The following is a 23118-nucleotide window of genomic DNA, read 5'->3' as shown; positions in this document are numbered from 1 at the left end:
CGTCAGGGAGAGGAAAACATGGCACTACTGACCACCGCCCGCCTCACGGTGCGTGACTGGAGTCCCGACGACGCCGCTGAGGCCCTCGACATCTACGGCGTCCCGGAGGTCACCCGGTGGCTGTCCCCGACGATGACGCAGCTCGAAGGCGAGCAGGCGATGCGCGCCACGCTGGAGTCCTGGACCCGCAGCCGCAGCGCCCTCACGCCCCCGCTGGGCCGCTGGGCGATCGTCCGCAACTCCGACCAGCGGGTCGTCGGCGGCCTCTCCCTGCGATACCTGCCGCCCGACGAGGAGGACATCGAGATCGGCTGGCAGCTCGCCCCCGACGCCTGGGGGAAGGGCTACGCCACCGAGGCCGGCCGCGCCCTGGCCGCGTGGGCGTTCTCCATCGGCGCCCACGAGCTCGTCGCGGTCGTCCGGGTGAACAACGACCGCGGCGCGGGAACGGCCAAGCGCATCGGCATGCAGTGGGTCGGGGAGACGGACAAGTACTACGAGACGCGCCTCAACGTCTACCGGCTCTGGCCGAGCGACCTCTCCCCCGCCGACAAGGACCCGCTCCGGCCCTGAGGGGCACCGGCCGACGCGCCGTTTCGTACGCGACGGCGCCGTCGGCCTCACCCGTCCTGCTCGCCGGCCCGTTGGACGAGCTTCCGCACGCGCAGGCAGGTGCGATCGTCGAGGCCGGCCGCGCCCGGCGCCACCGCCTCGGCCGCCGGGTGATCGCCGCTCCGCGACGGGTCGGCGGCCGGGGAACGGCGACGGCATGACGGCGCACCGTCATCCAGGACCGGTGCCGGCAGATATTCGGCGTGTCCGCTCCGGCGCGCCCGAAGAGCGGCTGTGAGCCGAGGTGCGGCGGCATGGTCCACCATCGTGAGGCCGTCCTCGACCGAGACGAACCTGTACTCGTCGAGCTCGTCGTGCTGCAGGCTGATTCGATCCTCGTCAAGGACTCCGCAGTCGAACAGGAAGTACATGAGCGGGCGGGGCCGATCGTCTCGGGCCGGGACCCAGTCGACGACCAGCAGCGAACCCACCTTGAGATTCACTCCCAGCTCTTCGCGGATCTCGCGGGCGCACCCTTCGTGGGGAAACTCGTCGGCGTCGAGCGCTCCACCGGGAAAGAGCCAGAACGGCCGGTAATTGGGCTTGACCAGAAGAATCCGGTCCGCCGCGTTGGTGATCAATCCTCCCGTGGCGGCATACGCCGTCGACAACGAGGCGTACCAAACCTCAGGTGAAACCCATTCCCTACCAGCCATGTCCTGCCCCTGCCCTCTGGGTCCCGCCGCATCGGGTGGCGGCGGGAGCGGGTGATCGACCGGAGATCGGGGATCTGTCCGGCGGCCGGGAACCGGAGGCGGAATCCGGCATCAGGTCCGGTGGAGGACCACGAGACGCAGGCGGTCACCCAGGTCCGTGTCACTCCTCGCCGGAGAACCGCTCCCAGGCGGACTGGCGGGTGACCCCGAGCGCCTCACCGATCCTGACCCAGGTGACGCCGCGCCGCCGCAGTTCGTGCACCCACGAGCGCAGGTCGGCCTCGGCCTGGTCGATGTGCGCGGCGACGCGCGGAATGTGGCTCAGCATCTCCCCGTCCGTCAACGACTCCCAGGTGGGCACGCGCGGCCTTGCCGGGCTGCCGAGGCCCCCCTCGATGATCGACGCGGAGAGGGCCACGCATTCGTTGCAGATGTACACCCCGGCGCCGGCGACCAGCTTGTCCACCTCGGTGTCCGGCTTGCTGCAGAAGGAACACCGAGCGAGCTCGGCCAGGGTGTCGGACGGTGTCACAGCGCCTCCCCGTGTGTCAGGATATCCCTGACAGCTTAAGAGGGCGGGGAGTCCCTGACAAGTGGTACGCGCGTCGCACCTCTCCGAAGCGCCTCGCTGACAACACCCGGCGACCGTGGTCGGGGTCGACTCGGGGGATGGCGACGTCGCTGGGCTGGTCTTGAGATCCTGGGATGCGGAGATCGGGGACACCGGGGCATCTGCCCTTGACGGAACGGCGCCGGAGTCGGCCCGGAGCGTGCTCCCGGCCGAGCCCCCGCGAAGCGCGGGAGGTGCGCCGGGTGGCCCCCACCGGCCTGGGTGACCACCCCGTCCATCCCGCCCTGCGGCGGCGCATCGAGATCGGCCTGAGCGACCAGGCACCGTACGTGGAACAGCCGGTCGGCGCGTCCATGCGGGTTCCCGGCACCTCGTCAGGGCGGGGTATCGATGAGAGCAGGCAGATTGAGGGTTCTAATCTGGGGAGATGGCATTCATTCCACGCCACACGTCGGCCGCGACGGCACTCGCTCTACTCAGCGTGACCGGCGTCGCCGCGGTGACGGTCGCGGCGTCCCCGCCGGTGACTCCTGCCCCGGACACCTCACAGGCGTTCACCGCCACGGTGACGCCGGTGTCCCCGGACCAGCTCCGGTATTCCTGGCGTCGGGGATGCCCGGTGCAACCCGGCGACCTCAGGATGATCAGCATGACCTACTGGGGCTTCGACGGCAGACCCCACACGGGAAAGATGGTGATCAACAAATCGGTGGCCGACCAGGTCGTCTCGGTCTTCAGGAAGCTGTACGGTCAGCGCTTTCCCATTCGGCGGATGCAGCCGGTGGAGGTCTACAAGGGCAGCGACGACGCCTCCATGGCGGCGGACAACACCTCGGCCTTCAACTGCCGGCGCGTCGGGACCACCGGCAACTGGTCGCAACACGCCTACGGCCTGGCGATCGATGTCAACACCCGAGAGAATCCCTACATCCATCCTTATCCGGGCGGCACCGTCGATCCCCCGAACGCGAAGGGCTACGTCCGGCGTCCCCTGGATCGGCCAGGAGTCATCAACCCCGGTGACGACGTAGTTCGCGCGTTCGAGAAGATCGGCTGGGGCTGGGGCGGATCATGGTCGACCGCGAAGGACTACCAGCACTTCTCCCAGAACGGACGATGACGCCTTCGCGCTGAGATCTCCCGATGCCGTGCCACGGTGGGAGCCGCCGGCGGCCGGTTCGACGGCGCGGGACCGCCGGACGGTGAGCCCTGGCCGGATATGAGCCGGGGCCGACGTCACCGCGCGACGTGGCCGAGAACGTCCGACGCGAGCCAGGAATCTACCATGAGCAAGGCTGTGACCTGGCCCTTAGCCATACCGAGCACGCCTCTCACCTGGCTAACCTGCACGTATGGACAACGTTGACCGGCGAGCGCCCGCAAGCTTGAGAACGGCCTCCCTCGTGAGCGCCGCTCTGCTCGCACTCGTCATGGCCTTCGGCGGGTTTTTCGGTGCCCGTGCCGCCTCCGCCTCCACGGCCGCCGCCCTGCCACCCCCGTCGCCGGGACGGCAGCTCATCACCGTGACGGCCGACGCCTACCAGAGGAGCACCGCCACGCTGGTCGCCTACACCGCGGAGAACGGCCGCTGGGTGAAGGCGTACGGGCCGTGGACGGCGAACGTCGGGGAGAGCGGCATCGCCCCGCCGGGCCAGAAGCGGGAGGGCGACGGGCGCACCCCGTCCGGCACGTACGGGTTCGACTTCATGTTCGGGGTCAACCCCGATCCCGGTGTGAGATTCCCTTACCGGCAGGCGCTCTCCCACGACAAGTGGAACGACGATTCCGCCAGTCCCCTCTACAACACATGGGTGGACGCCCGCCACGCCGATCCGGGGACCACTCCCGAGGACATGATGAACCCCCCGGCCTACGACTACGGCGCCGTGATCGCCTACAACACCGAGAACCGCACACCTCACCTGGGTAGCGCGATCTTCCTCCACGTCAGCAACGGCGGGCCCACCAGTGGCTGCGTCAGCCTGCCGGTCGACGAACTGCTGCGGCTGCTGCGCTGGATGGACCCGAAGCGCTCCCCGCAGATAGACATCAGGGTCGCCTGACCAAGGAGCGACGGCCCGTACGAGCGCCGCGTCGACGATGCCACCGATCTTCCAGGGGCACTCGCCGACGTCGCGGAGCGCCCTGAAACGCACCTTGGGCCGGGCGTTCGCACGTTCGGCGGGGGCCCGAGCGCACCGCGGACCTTGTCGTGGCGGTGGGGAACCCGAGGTCGCCGGGCCTCGCGGGCCGTGCCGCCCCGCCGGAGGTCGGAAGTCGAGCTCAGGAGCCGAGATAGCGCAGCACCGCCAGGACGCGGCGGCTGTAGCCGGTGACGTGCAGCAGGCCGAGCTTGTCGAAGATCGCGTTGACGTGTTTCTCGACAGCGCTCTGGGAGACGTGCAGCCGCTCGGCGGTGGAGGCGTTGGTCAGGCCCTGCGCCATGTGGTCGAGCATCTCGCGCCCGCGGGAGGTGAGGCGGCTCAGCGGGTCGGCGTGGGTGGTCCTGGCCAACAGCTGCCGTACCACCTCCGGGTCGAAGGCCGCTCCCCCGGCGCCGACGCGGTCGAGCGCGTCGAGGAAGTCGGCGACCTGGGCCACCCGGTCCTTGAGCAGGTAGCCCACCCCGTCCACGTCACCGGTCATCAGCTCGGTGGCGTAGCGCTTCTCGACGTACTGCGACAGGACCAGCACGCGCGTCCCCGGGTGGCGGCGCCGGATCTCCAGCACCGCCCGCAGCCCCTCGTCGGTGTGGGTCGGAGGCATCCGCACGTCGGCGACCACCACGTCGGGCCGGTGCTCGGCGACCGCGGCGACGAGCGCCTCGCCGTCGCCGACCGCGGCCGGCACCTCGTGGCCCTCCTCCAGCAACAGCCGGACCAGCCCCTCACGCAGCAGGGTCGAGTCCTCGGCCAGGATCACCCGCACGGAAGCTCCGCGGTGATCACGGTGGGCCCGCCGGGCGGGCTGTCGACGCCGAAGCGGCCGTCCAGCGCGGCCACCCGCCGCGCCAGCCCCGACAACCCGCCGCCCGCCGCGCTCGCCCCGCCCACGCCGTCGTCCTGTATCCGCACGACGACCATCGTGTCGCGTTCGCGAACCTCGACGGTGATCGTGGTGGCGCGGGCGTGCTTGGCCGCGTTGGTCACCGCCTCGCTGACGACGAAGTACGACGCCGTCTCCACCGCCGTCGGCGGCCGTGCGGACAGCTCGCAGACGACCTTGACCGGGACGCCGGAGCGCTCGGCCACCCCGGCCAGCGCGTTGGCGAGCCCGAAGGCGTCCAGTCCCGACGGGTAGACCCGCCAGGCCACCTCGCGGAGCTCGGCCAGCGCCTGCTGCGCCTCCTCGTGCGCCTGCGCGAGCAGTTCGGAGCGTCCTCTGCGCGCCCGCCCGACCAGCATGGACAGCGCCACCAGCCGTTGCTGCAGCCCGTCGTGCAGGTCCCGCTCGATCCTGCGCCGCTCGGAGTCGACGGCCGCCAGCGCGCCCGCGCGGCTCTCGGCCAGCTCGGCGATGCGGCGCCGCAGCGCCTCGGTGGGGTCGGGTCCGAGCATGCGTACGGCCAGCCGCCGCTCCAGCGCGTACACCCCCACCAGGCCCGACAGGTCCAGGAACAGCAGGACGAGACCGGCCAGGAAGGCGTAGGCGAGCAGTGGCACGCTCGGCGTCATGCCGTCGACCGGCAGGCCCCTCCCCCAGGACCAGACGAGGACGACGGCCACCCCGGCCCCGATGACGAGCAGGGCGACGACCAGGCCGCCGAGCACGCCCACCGGCACCCTGGCCGCCAGGTAGCGCGACTCCCGCCCGTCCGGGCGATCCGCGTCGAGTCCGAGGGCGGCGGGATCGAGACGCAGGCGGCGGGCTTCGAGCACGGCCAGCCTCCGGGCCGCCCCCCGCACGGCCGGGCGACCGGCGAACGGCAGCGCGAGCGGCAGGAACACCACGCCGAGCAGGGCGGTGACCGCCCCGAGCACCACCGCGCACAGCAGCCGCAGCCCCTCAGCGACGGGACGCATGCCGCCCTCGTGCCGCTCGATCGGCCCGGCGCCCGCGAACACCGGGACGGCCGGGGGCACCGGCGCGATCACCGGCCCCGCCCCCGGCGCCCCGCGGCCTTCCATCGGTCCAACCGGCCCATCTGACATGCCCCAGAGGCTACAAACGATCGGGACATGACCGGAATGGGGTACGTGGCCGTTTCGGGGCTGCGGAAAACCACACCCTGCCGGAAGCCGCGGGGACGCACGGGCACGGGTCTCAGCCCACCGGCGGGAGCAGGGCACCGAGTGCGGCTCTCAGCCCGCCGGCGGGAGCAGGGTGCCGAGTGCGGCGGCACCGTCGAGGAGGGCTCTCGACCGGGCGTCGACGCTCGCGTCCCTGGCGGCCAGCGTGGCCATCACCTCGTCCCAGCGGCGGGCGCCTCGCAGCTCCGGCATCAGAGCCCGGAGCGAGGCGACGCGATGGCCGGCCAGGCGCAGCTGGTGGACGATCCGCGCGTCCCGGACATCGTCCGGGAAGTACCGTCGCGGTCCCCCCGGGGAGGTTCGCCGGGGCACGACGAGACCCTCCGCGTCCCAGTGCCGCAACGTCGAGGGGCGCACACCGAGCGCGCCGGCGAGCTCGGAGACGCTCATCACGTCCGAGGGGCGTACGTCGCCGATCGACTCCCCGGAGATCGTCGCGGCGGCCTCCCGGGCCAGCTCGAGTTCCCGCCGCTCGGTGTCGAGCCGGGCGTGTGCCGCGTCGAGCAGGGCGAGCAGGTCCGAGGCGGGATACGCGTGCGCCGCGCGCATGATCCTCTTGGCTTCGACCGGCCCCGCGCCGGCCGTGAGGGCCCGATAGGCCATCGCGGAACGCAGATGCGCCTCGTCGTAGATCCGGTACCCCGTGCCGGTGCGCGTCGCCGGAGGCAGCACCCCGTCGCGCTCGAGATTGCGCACCTGCTGGACGGAGCACCCGGCATGCCGCGCGACATCGATCGTCCGCATATTTCCTGATTTGCGACTTCCCACCCGTCCACCTCGGCGTGTTCGGGGCAAAGTCTCCACAAGCACGTGAATGACACGCTACAACACATGAGTATCGACGAGATCATCGAATTCCTCGCCGGCCTCGACGGGATCCTGATCCTCCGGCCAGCCCGCGGCGACGGTTCACCCGAGATCAGCTGGGGCGACACGTTCTTCTACTACGCGCCCGACGGCGAGGTCCCGAAGGCGACCCAGCCCTTCGCGACGATCGTGACGAAGGACTACCCTGGCGACGAGCTGTCGCGGCTGAACCGTCCCGGCGTCTTCCGCCTGAACGTCTTCGCCGGAAAGGACGCCTTCGCCGGCTGGACGGGCCGGCAGCCGCGCGACGCGGTCACGGACGAGGCCGACCCGGGCGAGGCCGACTCCGTGATGGCGCACCCCGTGTACGGCACGCTGGGCTGGCTGGCCGTGGTGAACCCGGGGCCGCGGACGGAAACGGCGGTCCGGGAACTGCTCCGCACGGCCCACGACCTGGCCCGCTCTCGCTACCGGCGGCGCGCCGGATCGGCGTCACCCTGATCCGGGGGCGGCCGGAACACGCCGGTGGCGAAGGCGGGCGAAGGACGAGGTCTCTACAGGACGAGGGTTTCCAGGTCCACGGCGTCGGCCATGACCCGAGCGCCCTCGTCGTTGAGGTGCATGCCGTCGCCGCTGTCCAGGGCGGGGTGGATGTGGTCGGGGTCCTCGGGGTTCCCGACGGCTCGGGCCACGTCGAAGACGGCGTCGAAGGTGCCGGTGGTACGGATCCAGTCGTTCACCTCGCGTCGAGCGGCGAGGCCCGCGGGGGTGCTGATCCCAGGGTGGGCGCCCGCGAAGGGGCCGATGGTGGCGGCGAGGATCTTCAGGCCGGCCTGGTGAGCGCGGTGGGCCAGGGTCCTGAAACCCTCGATGAGCGCCTCGGAGGTGGCGGGAGGCTCGCCGGTCATGCCGGGGAGGACGAGGTCGTTGATGCCGAAGTGCACCAGGACGTGGGTCAGGCCGGGAACCGGGAGAACGTCGCGGTCGAAGCGCGCCAGCGCGTGCTCGCCGACCTCGTCCCTCAGAAGGCGGTTTCCGGCGATGCCGTGGTTGACGACCCATCCTCGCTTCAGGCGCCGGTTGAGGAAGTCCACGGAGCGGTTGTTCGCGCCGGTCGTGGAGCCGACGCCTTCGAACCATGAGTCTCCGAACGCCACGGCGATCGCGGTGTCGTCCGGGGTGAGCACGTCCACGCCCGAGACGTAGAACCTGGCTTCCGCCCGCTCGCCCTCGGGCGGCGCGGGAGACGTGACGTGGTCGCCGCCGGCTATGTGAGCGGTCTCCATGGGCATGTGGGAATAGGTGGCCGGACCCGTCTCCTCGGGGAGATAGAGGCTGAGGAACAGGTCGTCGCCGGAGGCGATGGACAGATCCACCGGATCGCTGACGATCTCCTCTCCCGGCGGGATGGTGAGCCTCGCGGCGCCGTCGACGGTGAGGCCGACCCGCCCGCGCTCGGTGGCGGCCGCCGCGGCGGCGATGGTCAGGGGGGCGCGGCCGTAGCGGTTCGTCAGGCGCACGCGGAGAAGCTCTCCTCCGCCGGCCATGTGCAGCACCTGACGCACCGTCTGGTCCGCGAAACCGCGTGGTTCGGTGAACCGGATCCGCCCGTAGGGACTGATCACCGCGGTGCGGAAGCCCGCCGTCCACTTCATGCTCGCTCGATTCGTTGCCATGGGCATATCGCCGATCAAATGAGGACGGGACGATACTGCGGGAATTCACAACTGTCGTGTCGGTGATTTCCGGCGAGCCGGTCACCGTCAATGACACGCCGGATCCACAGCGATGTCCGCCCGTACGAGAACAGTCATAACGGGATGAAGAACTTCCGGTCGTTCACGCGGGAACGTTAATTCCTTTCGTTCTCGCGTGAGCCGGTGATCCCGCCCCGGGCGCGTCGTCGCCCCTGCCCCCGCCGGGGGCGGCCGACGCCCGCGCGGCGTTTCTCACCGGCGAGCCGCGGGGCTCGCACCGTGGAGTCCCAGCATCAGGCGGAGCTGGGACAGCAGAACGCCACGGAAGTCGGCGGGAGCCGGCGGCGCGGGATGGCGCAGGACCCTGAAGACGATGACTCCGATCAGAGCGGAGATCAGGAAGTCCGTCACGTCGTCGGGTCCATGGACGAGAGTGAACTCGCCCTGCTCACCGCCTTCCCTCACGGCGGCCAGGAAGGGCGCCCGGTAGCGCTGCTGCACCTCCGTGCTGTAGGCGCGAAGTTCGTCGTCCCGCATGGCAGACCGCCAGAATTCGACGAGCATCCGCCGCGTGCGATCGGAATTGTTCAGGCTCCGATCGATCATGGCGACCAGTCGCTCCCACGGATCGCGTTCGGCGGCGGCCGCCGCTTCCAGGGCCGCCACCTCCCGATCGACGGAGAGCCCCATGGCCTCGATGACCATGTCCTCACGCGAACCGAAGTAATTCTGCAGCGTGCTGATCGCGACACCGCTGGCAGCCGACACGTCGGCGAAGCGGGTGTTTTCATAGCCGCGTTCGGCGAGCACATTCATTACCGCATCCAGGACGAGAGTTCGTTTCTCCCCGCCCGCACGCCTTTTCCGGTTCGCTATAGGCATGGCCGTACCATACGTTCATGCCTGGTGGTGGTCAAACCATGGAGAGGCGCGTCCGGACGGTTGCGAGTCATTCCCGCAATGCAAAAGGTGTGCACGTCCGGCATCGCCGCCCCGGAACTTCGCATCCGGGGCGGCGATGCCCTGGTGCCACCCCGCCCGTGCGGCCGGAGCCGGCGCGACCGGTCGATCGCGGCGGACGCCGCCGCGCGGCGGGGAAACAGCGGCGGGGAAACAAAGGCGCACGGTGTCCCGCGACTACGCCAGGGGCGGGATGTTGTGGTTGTGGCGGAACACGTTGCGCGGGTCGTACATGGTCTTCGCCGCCTGCAGCCGCTCGTAGGTCGGCTCGTCATACGCCAGCCGCACGCTCTCGACGGAGGCGTCGGCCGGCGAGAGGTAAACGGGGTGCTTCCGGCCGCCTCCGGACGCGACGAGCCTGTCGATCAGTTCCAGGCCCACGTTCTCGCTGTCCTTCACATCGCCGGGCGCGACCGCTGCCAACGTGAACGCGGCGAAAGCGGCGTCGCGCCGTCCCACCGCGTTGGCCCGCTCCGGAGCCTTCGCGAACGCGCCACCGAGATGGGTCAGGTTGACCATGGTGACAGGCGTGCCGGAATCCGTTCCGACGACCTCCAGGATCGCCTCCATGGCCGAGGGGGGCAGTGCGTCGAGCACGGTGAAGTGCTCCACGGCGGCGCCCGGTTCGGCCGGGTCATCGGTGATGGCGGCGATGTTCGCGGCGGGCATCACGGTCACGGTGTCGGCGAGTACCGGCGCGGCCGCCCGCAACGGGGCGACCAGTGTCTCACCGTCGTCCGCCGAGCCCAGGTAGGAGATCCGTACGGAGACGGTGAGCTTTCCGCGCATGAACTCGGGAATGAACGGCAGGTCGGGCGCACGCAGGAAGACGATCGACGAGGTCATGTCGTCGGGCGCCGCGGCGGTGAACCGCTGGTAGGCCTGCAGCACGGCGCGAGCGTTCTCACCCGGGAACTGCAGCGCTCCGGCGTACAGTTCCGTTACGGGGAACAGGCCGAACTCCATCGCGGTGACGACGCCGAAGTTGCCTTTCCCGCCGCGCAGGGCGAAGAACAACTCCGCGTCGGACTGCGGCGTGACATGACGGAGCAGGCCGTCCGCGGTCACGACGTCGATCGCCAGAACATGGTCGGCCGCGTAGCCGAAGGCCCGCCCCAACGCGACGCTCACCCCGCCGCCGAGCGTGTAACCGACGACACCGACCTGCGGCGAGGAACCGGCGAGGGGCGCGAGCCCGACCTTGGCGGCCTCCTGCACCACCTGACCCCAGCGGACGCCGGCTTCGACCCGGGCGGCCTTCGCCGCGCCGTCGATGCGCACCTCCGTCATGCGACGCGTGGTGATCATGACGGCTTCCCCGGGAACGGACACGGAGGGACCGTGCCCGGTGTTGAGGACCGCGACGGGGAGATCCTGCTCCGCGGCGAAGCGCACCGCCGCCTGGACGTCCGCGACGCCGGTGGCACCGATGATCACGCTCGGGCGATGGGCGACGGCCATGTTGAACACCGACGCCTCGTCGGCGAAACCGTCGTCCTCCGGGAAGAGGACGGGCCCTTCGACGGATGAGAGCAACGAGGGACGTGAACGGAGGGGCATGGGGATGTCTTTCCGATCTTGTTGTGCGCAGCCGGTGCGAACCGGGTGCCGATGGCCGCAGGCGCGTCGGAGGCGGTCGTCCGCCGCCCGGCACATATGTGGGGTTGCCCGGCATGCGATCCGTGATCCACGGTCGACCGCCCTGCGTTCTGTTCGAGCCGACCGTCATGCGATCGGCATGGCGATACGGTAGCACGATACCGATTTGTGTGCGTTTCCGAGGCTTCCCCCGCACCACCCGGTGACGCCCCCGTTAGACCCGGCCCGCCGCAGGGCCGGCCACGATCACTTCGCCCCGGCCTGACGCTCGGCGACCAACCGGAAGACGCGCTTGAACTCCGCGTACGCCTCCTCTCCGACCGCCCGCGCGTGCTCGGCCTCCATCTCCACGAGGACGGCGTCCGACTTCACCATGTGATCGAGGCCCAGCTCGGTGGGCACGACGAGCTTGGCCCTGCGGTCGGCGGGATCCGGCCGCCGCTCCACATACCCGAGCGCCACCAGCTCGTCCACCAGGTTGCCGATCACCTGCTTGTGCTGGCCCGACTGCGCGGCCAGGTCGGACGCCCGGCTGCCCTCCACGTCCAGGTAGGCCAGCACGGCCCCGTGCCGCGGCCTGACCTGCGCGTGCCCCATCTCCGCCAGCCGGGAGAACAGCTCCTTCTGCAGGCTGAACAGCGTCCGGCTGGACAGGATCCCCAGGTCGGGCAGCTCCCGCTTGCGCTCGCTCCTCGACACCGCACGCCTCCCATTTAGTCACTAATTTTGACTGTCACTGATTTTGACCATATTGTCGTGGTGTGACGACGACAGTGGAAATCACCAGGTTCCGCGTCTCCCCGGAGCACGCGAGGGACCTTCTGGCCGCCCGTGACGGGATGATCGCGGACTTCCAGGCCGACCGGGACGGGTTTCTGGGCGCCAGGCTCGTCCAACTGCCCGGCGGCGAATGGCTGGACATCGTGGAGTGGCGCTCGCCGGCCGACTTCGCGGCCTCCCGCGCCAAGGGCGGCAACCTGCCGGGAATCCAGGCCTTCTTCGCCCTGATCGACGAACTCGTTTCCACGGAAGAGGGGACATCACGATGACCATCCTGATCACCGGTGCCAACGGCACCGTCTCCACGGAGGTACTGCGCTCACTGCGGGGCACGGCGGACCTGCGGGTGCTGGTACGCGACAGGGCCAAGGCGCCGTCAGGCGCCGAGGTGGCGGTCGGCGACCTCCACCACCCGGACACGCTGGGCCAGGCCTTCGCGGGCGTGGACACGGTGTGGCTGCTGACCGCGATGGGCCCGGACTCCACGCACGCCAGCGGCAACGCGCTCTCGGCGGCAAAGAAGGCGGGCGTGCGGCACGTCGTCCGCATGTCGGCCATCGGCGCGGGGCACGACGCCCCGACCCGCAACGGCCGGCTGCACGTCCTGTCGGACATCGAGCTCTCGGCCTCCGGCCTCGGCTGGACCGTCATCCGCCCGGCGTACTTCATGCAGAACATTCTCGGCTCGGTCGACGGCGACACCTTCTACGGCGCTCCCGGGGAGGGCCGGATCGGCATGATCGACGTGCGGGACATCGCCGACTTCGCCGCCGCCGTGCTCCGTGACCCCGCACCCCACCACGGGGAAACCTACACGCTCACGGGACCGGAGACGATCAGGCTGCGGGACATGACGGCCACGCTGTCGGAGGTGTACGGCAGGCCGCTCACCTACCGGCCGCTGGACCCTGACGACGCCTATCCCGTGCTGCTGAAGGCCGGGATGAAGGAGTGGGACGCGGAGGTCACCCAGGAGTACCTGAAGGCCTACGACGCGGGCTGGGGCGACTACACCACGCCCACGTACACCGCCGTGACGGGCCGTCCGGGCAGGACGTTCACCCAGTTCGCCCGCGACTACGCCGACCAGATCGGCGGGTGAGGCCGCGCCGCCGGACCGGTCGCCCGGCGGGCGTGTCACGAACGGGAAAGGGCCCGCCGGGGCAGGAGGGGTAACGGCCGGGGAAGGAGACCCGGCGCGAACCCCGCCGCGACCCGGCAGGCCCTTCGGCGCGTCCACGGCTACGCGTGGTGCCTGCCCTTGCGCCGGTCGGACAACCTCACCACGATGAAGACCACCACGGCGAGGATCACGATGCCCAGCACCGCCTTCGACACCACCCCCATGTAGCGCTCGACCAGATCCCACTGCTCACCCAGCAGGAACCCCGCCATCACGAAGGCCGTGTTCCAGATGAGGCTGCCCAGGGTGGTGAGGAGGGTGAAGACCAGGATCGGCATGCGCTCGACCCCCGCGGGGATCGAGATGAGGCTGCGGAAGATGGGGATCATCCGGCCGAAGAAGACGGTCTTCCTGCCGTGCCTGGCGAACCACGCCTCGGTCTTCTCGATGTCGGAGACGCTGACCAGCGGCAGCTTGGAGGCGATGAACACCACGCGTTCCCTGCCCAGCAGGGCTCCGACCGCGTACAGCGCCAGCGCGCCGACCACCGATCCCAGGGTCGTCCAGAGCACGGCGTCGAACAGCCCCATGTTCCCCTTGCTCGCGGTGAACCCGGCCAACGGCAGGATCACCTCGCTGGGCAGGGGCGGGAACAGGTTCTCGAGTGCGATCGCCAGCCCCGCCCCGGGCGCACCCAGGGTTTCCATAAGGTTGATCGCCCATCCGGCGATCCCGTCGACATTCGGTGAACTCATAGGGACAAGGCTACGGAGAGCCGCGTACGGTGTGGATGCGGAACGCTCCCCGCCTCGCCTGGCACGCGCCGCAGAGCGCGGCTGCGGAAAACCACAGCCGCCCGCGGCGCGGCCGTGACGGCCGGGCGTTTTCCGAGATTCCCGCACGTCAGCGAGGTGTCGAGCGGTCGGGACGGGGATGGCGGTGCCGCCCGCCGGGCCCGTCACGGCCCGGGGACGGGCGGCCGTGGCCGCCGATCGGCGCCCTCGCCCCTCGCCGAGTGTGACCCATCCCACATTCGCCGCCCCCGGGGCCGGCGCGTATCCGGGATCCTCCCGGGGAAGGATCTCAGGTTCGCACCCGAACCCGGCGCGGGTCACGGCGCGGGCCGGGCACGGGTCAGGCAGGAACCCGGCGAGAGCCCGGCGCGGATCAGGCGCGGGTCAGGCGCCTCCGAGGTGGATCGCCTCGCCCGGCTCGATCCCGGCGCGTCCGGCGGTCAGCGTGGCGACCCAGCCGGGGAAGGCGGGCAGGTCCCGTTCGCGCACCGCGACACGGAAGCCGACCTCCTCGCCGTAGACGACCTCCCTGACCTCGTACGGCGAGGCGCGCAGGTCGTTCTCCAGCCGCCCGGCCCTGACGTGGTCCACGGTCACGGTCATCACCCTGGCGGGCACCATCTCGACCAGCGGCGTGAGGTCCAGCGTCTTGCCGACCGACGAGCCGTACGCCCGGACCAGGCCCCCGGCGCCGAGCTTCACCCCGCCGAAGTAGCGGGTGACCACCGCCACCGCGTCGGCGACGCCCCGGCGCAGCAGGGTCTCCAGCATCGGGGTCCCGGCGGTGCCGCCGGGCTCGCCGTCGTCGTCGGCCCGCTGGACCAGGCGGTCGCCGCCGATCACGTACGCCGAGCAGTTGTGCGTGGCGTCACCGTACAGCCGCCTGCGCGTGGCGACGAACTCCCTCGCCGCCTCCTCCGAGGAGGCCGGGCCGACCGCGCACAGGAACCGGGAGCGCTTGATCTCGATCTCGTGTTCCGTGGTGTCCTGCGGAGTCAGGTACGGGTCGGGCACCCGGCAAGGCTATCCACCCGCCGGCCGCCCCCGGACAGGGCGGTCAGCGGGCCGCCTGGAAGGCGCGGCCCGCGCGGGTGACGGTCCCGTCGTGGCGGAACAGCCCGCTGTTGGGCTCGGTGTCGGAGGAGGGCAGGCCGAACCAGGCGTAGCGCCGCACGTACGGCAGGGAGGCCAGCATCTTGGTGGAGGCGGTGACGAACGCGGCCTGCTGGGCGTCACTCGCGTAGCGGGTGCCGTTCGAGAAGTCGATGAGGGCGTACTCGGTGAGCCAGATCGGCTTGCGGTAGCGCTTGTACACGGCCTGGACGTACGACTTGAGCTGGCTCACCGCGGGCTGGGTGCGGAAGTCCGCCCCGTACCAGTGCAGCGCGATGAAGTCGACGCGGTAGTCCCGCTCCTTGGCGCCGGCCATGAAGCGGTCCAGCCAGCCGCCCGGGGTGTCGGCGCCGAACGCGACGGAGGGGCTGCTGAGCACGCGGCCCGCGGACATGAGTTTCGGCCAGAGCGACAGCGCCTCCTCCACGCTCATGTTGGCCTGCTGGGGCAGGTCGGGCTCGTTGAAGGCGAGCAGGTAGGGTCCGGCGCTCCTGGCCTGGGCGAGGTTCTCCGGGGTGACGCTGCCCTTTCCCCAGATCATCGGGACGAACCCGTCGGCCCTGGGGCCGGTGATCCCCTCGCGGCTCGTGGACCAGGTGTAGTACCAGCTCGCGCCGGACTTCGCGAAGGCCGTGCTGAGGCCGGGCATCTTCCACACGCCCACGCCCTTCCTGGGAGAGCTCGCGACGGAGGCGGGCGGCGTCCGGGCCGGCGTGGGGGTGGGCGTGCGGGAGGCCTGCCTGCGGCTGGGGGTGGGAGACGGCGAGGGCTTGGGCGTGGCGCGCGCCGAGGGCGTCCGCGACGGTGAAGGCGACGGCGAGGCCGTCTGCGCGGGCACGGCCAGCGGCGGGGCGGGCTCGGGCGCGGGGGCGGTGAGCTGCCCGAAGATCAGGACGCCCGTGACGACGACGGCCGCCGCGCCGCCGATCGTGATCGGGGCCGGGGGCAGCGAGGACAGCAGGCCCGGCCGCGTCGTCTCGAGGGCGTGCGCACCGTGGGACGCCCCCCAGGTCGTGGCGTGCGCCACCGCCTCGACGGCGGGGGGAACGGCCTGGAGATGGTGCAGGGCGAAGCCGACGGGCAGGGGCAGCAGCGGCAGCCCGCTGAGCAGGCGGTCGATGGGCAGCAGGCCCGCCGTGCGCCCCTGGCAGAGGGCGCAGTCACGGATGTGCCGGGCGAAGCGCTTGCGCCACAGCGGGCTGGGGGTGCCGTTCCAGTTCGCGGTGAGGGCCCGCAGCTCGGGGCATCCGGACTCGGCGCGCAGCGCCCGCACGATGGTGCGCGCCGTCTGGACCTGCTCCTTCATCCGCTGGACGCGTACGGCGGCGTGGCGCCCCGACAGGCCGAGGGCTCCGGCGAGGTCGGCGCGATCGAGCTCGCCGGTCTCCTCCAGCCACCACAGGGCGAGGAGCGCCTGGTCGTCGCCGTCCAGCCAGCGGGTGGCCTCGGCGACCTCGCGGCGCTGGTCGGTGAGGCCGAGCCGCAGGATGGTCACGGCGGCGAAGTCGGAGGCGGGGTCGGGCATCTCCTCGGCGGTGTCGAGGTCGGCCCTGCGGTGCTGGGTGGTCCTGCGGTCCTGCTCGTGGTCGCGCACCTGGCGAACGGCGATGGCCACCAGCCAGGACCGGTACGCCTGCGGATCGCGCAGGTCGGGCAGGGCGCGGACGACCCGGAGAAACGTCTCTTGGACCACGTCGTCGACGTCGGAGTGGCCGTTCAGCGCCCGGCCGACGATGTTGTAGACGAGCGGGAGGGAATCGGCCACCAGGGCGTCCAGCGCCTGCTGGTCTCCGTCGCGCGCGGCGGCCACCATCGCCGAGTCGGGTCCGCCCCTACCGGTTCCGAGCATCGCACTCCGCTTCCTGTCGCCGTCCACGGTTCGTCGTCCCCGCGCAACGCCGGGCGCGGGGCAGGGACGATTGTCTCCATAACTCCTCATAGCGGAAGACCGATGAGCCCCCGCCATGGAGACCGGCGGCAGGTCAGGCGGACAACGAAAATTTTTCTTCGCGTCTTTTTTCACGTTTGTGTTGTCGCCCGTCCCCCCGCCGGTCTCCTGTGCAGGAGCAGAACACGCCCGGCGCCGGGCGTGACGGCGAAGGAGGCTCGCGACGATGGCATCGGGGAGACGCGCGGTGACACCGCTTCAGGACTGTATGTCCTGCTCAGCGCGGGGCAGGCGCGCACGGCTGGAGCAGAGCGACCTGTCCGCCCCGGCGCGATCGACGGGCGCCAGGCGCTGCGCTACCCGGTCAGCGGCGACCCGGCCGGGTTCCGGCTCTCGTCGGGCCCCGGTTCCACCATGCACGCCGGCTTCTTCAACGCCTGGCCCGGGGCCGAGACGGAGCGGCGCGTGCGCGACCGCATCCGCCCGATCGTCGAGTGCGGCGCCGACGGCACCCCCTGAGACGGCAGGTGACCGTCTTCGGGCGGAAGCGTACCGTCTGACCTGAACGGGGCGAGGCCCGGCATACCGGGCCTCGCCTCACCACGGGAACGGCGAGCGAAGGAGCGGCATGAAGGCGTCCACGATCGGTGCGTCGGTACTCGTCGTGCTCACCGTCCTGCTGGTCTCGCGATGTGTCGCCGCCGAGCCCCAGACCCATTCGGCCGCGAACCACCCGCCGGCGCGAAGCGGACCCGCCGCGCTCCCCACACCGACCGGAAGCGCGTCGGGCTCCTTCAACCGCACGGACATCGCGTGGCTGCAGCTGATGATCCCGATGACCGAGCAGGCGGTACGCCTGCTGGAACTGGCTCCCGGCAAGACCTCCGATCCGAGGCTCGAGCGGTTCGCCGAGGAGCACGTCGCCGATCGCCGTACGACACTCCGGAAACTGCGCGACCTGCTGCGGCGGTCCGGGGTGCCGGAGAGCAACGAGCACGAGGGGCATGACATCCCGGGCATGGTGATTCCCGACGACTTCGCGGCCCTGAAGCGGGCCGACGGCGCCGCGTTCGACCGGCTCTTCACCAAGGACGCGCGCGAGTACCTCACGCAGTCCGTCCTGGTCGCGAAGAGCGAGCAGAAATCAGGCGCCGACCAGGAGACCAAGGCGCTCGCCGCCGCCCTGGAGAGAACCCACGGCGGCCAGCTCACCCGGCTGGAGCCGTGAGAGGCGCCGCCCCCGACTCCGGTACGCGCCCGCACGCCGGCACGCGTACCCGGCGGCGCAGGGTCCCCGCCCGCCCGCCCGCGCGCCGGGCGCGGCCGTCCCTGGTCCTCGCCCTGATCTACGCGGGAGCCGTCGCGGCGACCGCGACGTGCTGGTCCGACCTGACCTCGGTCTCCGGGCTCACCGGGGCACTGGCCTGGGCGGGCAGGCTCACCGGCCTGCTCGCTGGCTACGCCTGCGCCGTCCTGCTGGGGCTGATGGCCCGCGTTCCCGCGCTGGACCGCGGGGTCGGGACCGACCGGCTGGCCCGCTGGCACGCGACGGGCGGCCGTCACACCGTCGTCCTGTCGGTGGCCCACATGCTGTTCGCCGTCGCGGCCCACGTGGCACGGTCCGGCGCGGGCGCGCCGGAGGCGGTCGCGGGGCTGGTCCTGGACGGCCCGGCCATGCTGGAGGCGACGATCGCCCTCCTGCTGCTGGTCGGCGTCGCGGTCGTCTCGGTGCGCGAGATGCGGCGCCGGATGCGGTACGAGACCTGGCACTACCTGCACTTCGTCACCTACGGGGCCGTCTTCCTCGGGTTCGGTCACCAGCTCACCGGCCCGGACTTCGCCGGCGGCGTCGTCATGAGCCTGTTCTGGTACGCGCTGTACGTGTCCGTCGCCGCCCTGCTGGTCTGGTACCGCTTCCTCACCCCCGTCCACCGCGCCCTGCGCCACGGGCTCCGGGTCGCCGAGGTGCGCCGGGAGTCGTCCTCCGTGGTGTCGGTCTACCTGACCGGCGAACACCTGGACGAGCTGGGGGCGGAACCCGGCCAGTTCTTCCGGTGGCGGTTCCTCGCCCCCGGCATGTGGTGGACGGCCAACCCCTACTCGCTGTCGGCACCCGCCAACGCCCGATTCCTGCGGATCACCGTCAAGGGCGTCGGGGACCACAGCCGCGCGCTGGCCGGGCTGCGGCCCGGCACCCGGGTGTGGGCCGAAGGTCCCTACGGCGCTCTCACCGCCGCGCGGCGCCGCAGGCCCCAGGTGCTGCTGGTGGGCGGCGGCGTGGGCATCAGCCCGCTGCGCGCGCTCTTCGAGACGCTGCCCGGCGAGGTGACCCTGGTCTACATGGCGCGCCGCGACGAGGAGCTGATCCTCCGCCACGAGCTGGACGCCATCGCCGCCGCGCGCGGCGCCACGATCCACTACACCGTGGACGAGCTGACCGGATCGTCCGGCGGGCGGAGCGTGCCGCTGACCGGGCGCGCCCTGCGAACCCTCATCCCCGGCCTGGCCGTCCACGACGTCTACCTGTGCGGCCCCGCAGGGATGACGGTCGCGGCACGCCACGCCCTGCGCCGCGCGGGCGTCCCCGGCCGCCGCATCCACGTGGAGTCCTTCGACTTCTGAGCGGCTCGCCCGGCTCCACCGGCGCGCGGTTGGCCGGGGTGGCGGTGCGGTCCGCCCGGTCCGCCCCGGCTCACCGGGGCGGCGGTGCCGCCGGCCCGGCCGGAGGGTCGCCCCGGCTCAGCTCGTGGGCGAGCCGCTCCAGCTCGGCGCCCCCCGCCATCAGGGAGGTGAGCTCCTCGGGGGTGATGTCCGCCTTGGCGTACTCGCCGAGGCTCGCCCCCCGGTTCAGCAGCAGGAAGCGGTCGCCGATCGGGTAGGCGTGGTGCGGGTTGTGGGTGATGAAGACCACGCCCAGGCCCCGGTCGCGCGCCTGGGCGATGTAGCGCAGCACGACGCCGGCCTGCTTGACGCCCAGCGCGGAGGTGGGCTCGTCCAGGATGAGGACGCGGGCGCCGAAGTGGACCGCGCGGGCGATGGCCACGGACTGGCGCTCGCCACCGGACAGGGTGCCGACGGGCTGGTCGACGTCGCGGATGTCGATGCCCATGGAACGCAGTTCCTCGCGGACCGTCCGCTTCGCCCCCGCCACGTCGAAGCGGCGCAGCGGCCCCCGGCCGAGCACGGGCTCGGAGCCGAGGAAGAAGTTCCGCCAGACCGACATCAACGGGATCATCGCCAGGTCCTGGTAGACGGTGGCGATGCCCTTGTCGAGCGCGTCACGGGGACTGGCGAAGGCGGCGGGGGCGCCGTCCACCAGGTACGAGCCGGAGTCGGGGGCGTGCATGCCGGAGAGGATCTTGATCAGCGTGGACTTGCCCGCGCCGTTGTCGCCGAGGACGCAGCTCACCTCCCCGGCGCGCACCCGCATGGAGACGTCCCGCAGCGCGATCACGCCGCCGAACGTCTTGCCCACGTCGCGGACCTCCAGCAGAGGCGGGGCGTCCGTTCCGCCCTCCGTCACGGTCTCGTCTCCCGTCACGGTCCCGTCTCCCGTCGCCGCCGCACGGCCCGTCACCGCCTCACGATCCGTCACGGTCTCGTCTCCCGTCACCGCTTCACCTCCTCCGCGTACCGGCGGACGAACCGGTTGGCGAGCGTGGCCAGCAGCAGCATGGCGCCGAGGAAGAACGTGAACCAGTCGGCGTCCCAGCCGGCGAAGACGATGCCCTTGTCCGCCATACCGAAGATCACCGCGCCCACGGCGGCGCCGATCGCGGAGCCGTAGCCGCCGGTCAGCAGGCAGCCCCCGATGACCGCCGCGATGATGTAGACGAATTCCTGGCCGACGCCGGAGCCCGCCTGCACCGAGGTGAAGCGCAGCGCCATGATCGAGCCGACCAGCCAGGCGGCCGCGGCGGTGGTCATGAAGAGCGCGATCTTCGTCCGTTCCGCGGGGACCCCGACCGCGCGGGCGGCCCGCTCGTCACCGCCCACCGCGAAGATCCAGTTTCCGGCCCTGGTCCTGGTGAGCACCCAGGTGGCCAGGGCGGTGACGGCCAGCCACCACAGGATCGCCACCCGGAAATCGGTCCCGCCGACCGGGATCGTCCCGGCGAGCACCGCCCTCACCTCCTCGTATCCCTCGGCCCGGCGCAGGCCGCCGACCTGCACGGTCCCGGTGAGGGCCTTGGTGACGCCCAGGTTGACGCCCTGGAGCATCAGGAAGGTGGCGAGGGTGACGATGAAGCTGGGCAGCCCGGTGCGGACCACGACCAGGCCGTTGAGGAAGCCGACGAGCAGCGCCACCGCCAGGGCTGCGAGCATCGCCGCCCACACCGGCAGGTCGTAGCGGGTGGCGAGGATCACCGTGACCAGGCCGACGGTGCCGGTGAGCACGCCGGCCGACAGGTCGAACTCGCCGCCGATCATCAGCAGCGCGATCGCCACCGCCATGATCCCGAGGGTTGAGGCCGGGTCCAGCCAGTTGGCCATGCCCTCGACCGAGCGGAAGACCTCCGACTGCCCCGCGAAGAACGCGAAGACCACGAGGGCGCCGACGACCGCGCCGAGTTCCGGCCTGATCAGCAGCCTGCGGGCGACCCCGGTCCCGGCCAGCCGCTCGTCCGCCACCGTCACCGGGTGCCGCTCTCGGCCAGCTCGGCCACCTTCGCGGCGTTGTCCCTGGTGACGAAGCCGGGACCGGTGTTGACCGGGAGCCCTCCGCCGACGGTGTTGAGGTTCTCCTTGTTGAGGGTCAGGAACGTGATCGGCAGCCAGCCCTGCAGGTACTGCTGCTGGTCGACCGCGAACAGGATCTCGCCGTCCTCGATGGCGGCGACCACGTCGGCCGACAGGTCGAAGGTGCCGAGCTTCGCCTTCGAGCCGCCGTCGGCGATGGCGTCGCGGGCGGCGACGGCCACCGCGGGGTTCAGGGTGAGGACGCCGTTGAGGGAGGTGTCCGACTGGAGCCTCGCCTTGATCTTGGAGGTGGCGTCGGCGAGGTTGCCCACGTCCACCTGGAGCCGCTCGACGGTGCCGCCCAGTCCCTGGGTCGCGCCGTTGCAGCGCTGGTCCAGCCCGACGTTCCCGGCCTCGTGGATCACGCAGAGCAGCTTGGTGACCCCCTCGGCCTTGAGCTTCTCCCCCGCGCCCCGGCCCGCCACGTCCTCCGACTGGCCGACGTGGGTGATCGCGCCGAACTCGCGGGAGACGTCGCCGCCGGAGTTGATGGTGATCACCGGGATCCCGGCGGTCACGGCCTTGCCGACGGACTCCTTCAGGGCGTCCGGGTTGGCCATGGAGACCACCAGGCCGTCGACCTTCTGGCTGACGGCCTGGTCGATGAGCTGTGACTGCCTGGCCGGGTCGCCGTCGCCCTGGTAGGTCACGGTGACGCCGTACCGTTTCCCGGCCGCCTCGGCGCCGTTCTTGACCACGTCCCAGAAGGCGTCCCCGGCGCTCGCGTGGGTGACGACGGCGAAGGTGCCGCCGCCGGCCGCCGGGGCGGGGCCGCTCGCCGCGCCCGCCGTCTCTCCGGAGGGCTGTTCCCCGGCCTGCCCCGCCGAACAGCCGGTCAGGGCGGAGATGCCCAGCACGGCCACCGCGACCAGCCCTGTCGTCCACTTCATCGGTACCTCCGCGCGTCGCCTCGCCGGATCTCCCCCGCCCCTGGTTTGTAACCAACGCATTACCTACATGTCAATGATTTGTCGTGACATTAGGACTTATGAAATCGCGGCGACGGCGCGCACCCGCCGGGATTCCCCTTCGTACCATGACATTCGCGCCCGCCACGGCCGGGGCTTTCACCGCTCGTCGGCGCGGCGGGCCGGCACGGCCCGCCGCGCGGCCCGCCGGGGCGTCCGCGCCGCCCACCCCGGCACGGCACGGGCACGTCATGGCATGTCAACGGCGTGTCGCGGCATGTCACGGCATCGCGGGAGGCCGCCTGACGGCGGTACGGGCGGGAGACCGTGCCGTCACACCGCAGGGCGCGGGAGAGCGAGGGCGAAGGTACGCGGGAGGCTCGAATCTGAAATACGGCGCGAGTATCCTGTTTATTCATAACGCGACAAAACTCTTCCCCAGCGATGAAATAGCGGAAAAGAACTCAGCGTTCACTGAACGGGACAACACCCTTCGCATCCACGACCTGGAGATAGGCGCCGACGACTGGAATCCCCGCAACCGGGAAGCCCTTTTGGATCACGGCGATCACACGGCAGGGCGCTTGCCTTCGCCGGAGAAGGGGCTATATTTACCAATA

Annotated in this window: 24 protein-coding genes; 9 read left to right on the top strand and 15 right to left on the bottom strand. The window is 71.3% G+C overall.

Features of this window, described 5'->3' with window-relative positions; genetic code table 11:
- Window positions 1-18 precede the first annotated feature (18 nt).
- A complete protein-coding gene (locus ACVCAG_RS33605; protein WP_440087350.1) occupies window positions 19-573 on the top strand; it encodes a GNAT family N-acetyltransferase in 555 nt (184 codons plus the stop codon).
- A gap of 47 nt (window positions 574-620) precedes the next feature.
- On the opposite strand, the gene ACVCAG_RS33600 is transcribed toward ACVCAG_RS33605, so the two are convergent.
- Window positions 621-1193, bottom strand: coding sequence for an NUDIX domain-containing protein (locus ACVCAG_RS33600; protein WP_440087351.1), 573 nt, complete (start codon window positions 1191-1193; stop codon window positions 621-623).
- 235 nt (window positions 1194-1428) lie between these two features.
- Window positions 1429-1800, bottom strand: coding sequence for a ClpX C4-type zinc finger protein (locus ACVCAG_RS33595; RefSeq protein ID WP_447191081.1), 372 nt, complete (start codon window positions 1798-1800; stop codon window positions 1429-1431).
- 466 nt (window positions 1801-2266) lie between these two features.
- Between ACVCAG_RS33595 and ACVCAG_RS33590 the strand changes: the two genes are divergently transcribed.
- Both ACVCAG_RS33590 and ACVCAG_RS33585 read left to right on the top strand, forming a co-directional pair.
- Entirely contained in the window at window positions 2267-2959 is a 693-nt protein-coding gene (locus ACVCAG_RS33590; protein WP_440087353.1) for a M15 family metallopeptidase, read from the top strand.
- 232 nt (window positions 2960-3191) lie between these two features.
- Window positions 3192-3902, top strand: a complete 711-nt coding sequence (locus tag ACVCAG_RS33585; protein WP_447191080.1) for a L,D-transpeptidase family protein — start codon at window positions 3192-3194, stop codon at window positions 3900-3902.
- Between the two features lie 220 nt (window positions 3903-4122).
- On the opposite strand, the gene ACVCAG_RS33580 is transcribed toward ACVCAG_RS33585, so the two are convergent.
- The 3 genes from ACVCAG_RS33580 to ACVCAG_RS33570 all read right to left on the bottom strand — a co-directional run bounded on the left by ACVCAG_RS33580 (window position 4123) and on the right by ACVCAG_RS33570 (window position 6833).
- A complete protein-coding gene (locus ACVCAG_RS33580) occupies window positions 4123-4767 on the bottom strand; it encodes a response regulator transcription factor (RefSeq protein ID WP_447191079.1) in 645 nt (214 codons plus the stop codon).
- Window positions 4758-5966, bottom strand: a complete 1209-nt coding sequence (locus ACVCAG_RS33575; protein WP_447191078.1) for a sensor histidine kinase — start codon at window positions 5964-5966, stop codon at window positions 4758-4760. The genes ACVCAG_RS33580 and ACVCAG_RS33575 overlap by 10 nt, the downstream gene beginning before the upstream one ends.
- 174 nt (window positions 5967-6140) lie before the next feature.
- On the bottom strand, window positions 6141-6833 hold the full coding sequence (locus ACVCAG_RS33570) for a MerR family transcriptional regulator (RefSeq protein WP_447191077.1): 693 nt from the start codon (window positions 6831-6833) through the stop codon (window positions 6141-6143).
- Between the two features lie 87 nt (window positions 6834-6920).
- Between ACVCAG_RS33570 and ACVCAG_RS33565 the strand changes: the two genes are divergently transcribed.
- Window positions 6921-7397 carry a DUF6194 family protein gene (locus tag ACVCAG_RS33565; RefSeq protein WP_440087359.1) on the top strand — a complete coding sequence of 159 codons (477 nt, stop codon included), beginning with the start codon at window positions 6921-6923 and terminating at the stop codon, window positions 7395-7397.
- A 53-nt stretch (window positions 7398-7450) separates the two neighbouring features.
- On the opposite strand, the gene ACVCAG_RS33560 is transcribed toward ACVCAG_RS33565, so the two are convergent.
- The 4 genes from ACVCAG_RS33560 to ACVCAG_RS33545 all read right to left on the bottom strand — a co-directional run bounded on the left by ACVCAG_RS33560 (window position 7451) and on the right by ACVCAG_RS33545 (window position 11851).
- Window positions 7451-8572: a GDSL-type esterase/lipase family protein gene (locus ACVCAG_RS33560; RefSeq protein WP_440087360.1), complete on the bottom strand. Its 1122-nt coding sequence runs from the start codon at window positions 8570-8572 to the stop codon at window positions 7451-7453.
- A gap of 273 nt (window positions 8573-8845) precedes the next feature.
- A complete protein-coding gene (locus ACVCAG_RS33555; protein ID WP_440087361.1) occupies window positions 8846-9409 on the bottom strand; it encodes a TetR family transcriptional regulator C-terminal domain-containing protein in 564 nt (187 codons plus the stop codon).
- A gap of 321 nt (window positions 9410-9730) precedes the next feature.
- Window positions 9731-11089 (bottom strand): FAD-binding protein, encoded by a 1359-nt coding sequence (locus ACVCAG_RS33550; protein WP_440087362.1) that lies wholly within the window; start codon window positions 11087-11089, stop codon window positions 9731-9733.
- A gap of 309 nt (window positions 11090-11398) precedes the next feature.
- Complete coding sequence (locus tag ACVCAG_RS33545) at window positions 11399-11851, bottom strand: MarR family transcriptional regulator (RefSeq protein ID WP_440087363.1); 453 nt, start codon at window positions 11849-11851, stop codon at window positions 11399-11401.
- A gap of 62 nt (window positions 11852-11913) precedes the next feature.
- On the opposite strand from ACVCAG_RS33545, the gene ACVCAG_RS33540 reads away from it, so the two are divergent.
- Window positions 11914-12201, top strand: coding sequence for an antibiotic biosynthesis monooxygenase (locus ACVCAG_RS33540; RefSeq protein WP_440087364.1), 288 nt, complete (start codon window positions 11914-11916; stop codon window positions 12199-12201).
- The gene (locus tag ACVCAG_RS33535; RefSeq protein ID WP_440087365.1) at window positions 12198-13034 is read left to right on the top strand and encodes an NAD(P)H-binding protein; all 837 of its coding nucleotides are present in this window, start codon (window positions 12198-12200) and stop codon (window positions 13032-13034) included. The genes ACVCAG_RS33540 and ACVCAG_RS33535 overlap by 4 nt, the downstream gene beginning before the upstream one ends.
- Window positions 13035-13174: 140 nt before the next feature.
- Here the strand turns inward: ACVCAG_RS33535 and ACVCAG_RS33530 are convergent, their stop codons facing one another.
- From ACVCAG_RS33530 to ACVCAG_RS33520, 3 genes are all read right to left on the bottom strand, one after another.
- Window positions 13175-13810: a VTT domain-containing protein gene (locus tag ACVCAG_RS33530; RefSeq protein ID WP_440087366.1), complete on the bottom strand. Its 636-nt coding sequence runs from the start codon at window positions 13808-13810 to the stop codon at window positions 13175-13177.
- 423 nt (window positions 13811-14233) lie between these two features.
- Window positions 14234-14863 (bottom strand): YigZ family protein, encoded by a 630-nt coding sequence (locus ACVCAG_RS33525; protein WP_440087367.1) that lies wholly within the window; start codon window positions 14861-14863, stop codon window positions 14234-14236.
- Window positions 14864-14906: 43 nt separating this feature from the next.
- Window positions 14907-16811 carry a sigma-70 family RNA polymerase sigma factor gene (locus ACVCAG_RS33520; RefSeq protein WP_440087368.1) on the bottom strand — a complete coding sequence of 635 codons (1905 nt, stop codon included), beginning with the start codon at window positions 16809-16811 and terminating at the stop codon, window positions 14907-14909.
- A gap of 240 nt (window positions 16812-17051) precedes the next feature.
- Between ACVCAG_RS33520 and ACVCAG_RS33515 the strand changes: the two genes are divergently transcribed.
- The 3 genes from ACVCAG_RS33515 (at window position 17052) to ACVCAG_RS33505 (ending at window position 19472) form a co-directional block, all read left to right on the top strand.
- Window positions 17052-17369, top strand: coding sequence for a hypothetical protein (locus tag ACVCAG_RS33515; RefSeq protein ID WP_440087369.1), 318 nt, complete (start codon window positions 17052-17054; stop codon window positions 17367-17369).
- Window positions 17370-17478: 109 nt separating this feature from the next.
- Complete coding sequence (locus ACVCAG_RS33510; RefSeq protein WP_440087370.1) at window positions 17479-18078, top strand: DUF305 domain-containing protein; 600 nt, start codon at window positions 17479-17481, stop codon at window positions 18076-18078.
- Window positions 18075-19472, top strand: coding sequence for a ferric reductase-like transmembrane domain-containing protein (locus ACVCAG_RS33505; protein WP_440087371.1), 1398 nt, complete (start codon window positions 18075-18077; stop codon window positions 19470-19472). The genes ACVCAG_RS33510 and ACVCAG_RS33505 overlap by 4 nt, the downstream gene beginning before the upstream one ends.
- 70 nt (window positions 19473-19542) lie before the next feature.
- On the opposite strand, the gene ACVCAG_RS33500 is transcribed toward ACVCAG_RS33505, so the two are convergent.
- From ACVCAG_RS33500 to ACVCAG_RS33490, 3 genes are all read right to left on the bottom strand, one after another.
- Window positions 19543-20391 (bottom strand): ATP-binding cassette domain-containing protein, encoded by an 849-nt coding sequence (locus tag ACVCAG_RS33500; protein WP_440087427.1) that lies wholly within the window; start codon window positions 20389-20391, stop codon window positions 19543-19545.
- 68 nt (window positions 20392-20459) lie between these two features.
- Window positions 20460-21488 carry an ABC transporter permease subunit gene (locus ACVCAG_RS33495; protein WP_440071463.1) on the bottom strand — a complete coding sequence of 343 codons (1029 nt, stop codon included), beginning with the start codon at window positions 21486-21488 and terminating at the stop codon, window positions 20460-20462.
- Window positions 21485-22480, bottom strand: coding sequence for a sugar ABC transporter substrate-binding protein (locus tag ACVCAG_RS33490; RefSeq protein WP_440087372.1), 996 nt, complete (start codon window positions 22478-22480; stop codon window positions 21485-21487). The genes ACVCAG_RS33495 and ACVCAG_RS33490 overlap by 4 nt, the downstream gene beginning before the upstream one ends.
- Between the last annotated feature and the right edge of the window lie 638 nt (window positions 22481-23118).

It is taken from the genome of Streptosporangium sp. G12 (assembly GCF_052983175.1).
The sequence above is the reverse complement of the archived record's forward strand: the minus strand, read 5'-3'. Positions and strand labels throughout refer to the sequence as shown.

Coding starts and splice junctions, on each gene's coding strand:
- ACVCAG_RS33510 (WP_440087370.1), top strand. CDS start 17,479: ATGAAGGCGTCCACGATCGGTGCGTCGGTACTCGTCGTGCTCACCGTC.
- ACVCAG_RS33590 (WP_440087353.1), top strand. CDS start 2,267: ATGGCATTCATTCCACGCCACACGTCGGCCGCGACGGCACTCGCTCTA.
- ACVCAG_RS33520 (WP_440087368.1), bottom strand. CDS start 16,811: ATGCTCGGAACCGGTAGGGGCGGACCCGACTCGGCGATGGTGGCCGCC.
- ACVCAG_RS33565 (WP_440087359.1), top strand. CDS start 6,921: ATGAGTATCGACGAGATCATCGAATTCCTCGCCGGCCTCGACGGGATC.
- ACVCAG_RS33535 (WP_440087365.1), top strand. CDS start 12,198: ATGACCATCCTGATCACCGGTGCCAACGGCACCGTCTCCACGGAGGTA.
- ACVCAG_RS33575 (WP_447191078.1), bottom strand. CDS start 5,966: ATGGAAGGCCGCGGGGCGCCGGGGGCGGGGCCGGTGATCGCGCCGGTG.
- ACVCAG_RS33490 (WP_440087372.1), bottom strand. CDS start 22,480: ATGAAGTGGACGACAGGGCTGGTCGCGGTGGCCGTGCTGGGCATCTCC.
- ACVCAG_RS33560 (WP_440087360.1), bottom strand. CDS start 8,572: ATGGCAACGAATCGAGCGAGCATGAAGTGGACGGCGGGCTTCCGCACC.
- ACVCAG_RS33570 (WP_447191077.1), bottom strand. CDS start 6,833: ATGCGGACGATCGATGTCGCGCGGCATGCCGGGTGCTCCGTCCAGCAG.
- ACVCAG_RS33585 (WP_447191080.1), top strand. CDS start 3,192: ATGGACAACGTTGACCGGCGAGCGCCCGCAAGCTTGAGAACGGCCTCC.
- ACVCAG_RS33555 (WP_440087361.1), bottom strand. CDS start 9,409: ATGAATGTGCTCGCCGAACGCGGCTATGAAAACACCCGCTTCGCCGAC.
- ACVCAG_RS33605 (WP_440087350.1), top strand. CDS start 19: ATGGCACTACTGACCACCGCCCGCCTCACGGTGCGTGACTGGAGTCCC.
- ACVCAG_RS33530 (WP_440087366.1), bottom strand. CDS start 13,810: ATGAGTTCACCGAATGTCGACGGGATCGCCGGATGGGCGATCAACCTT.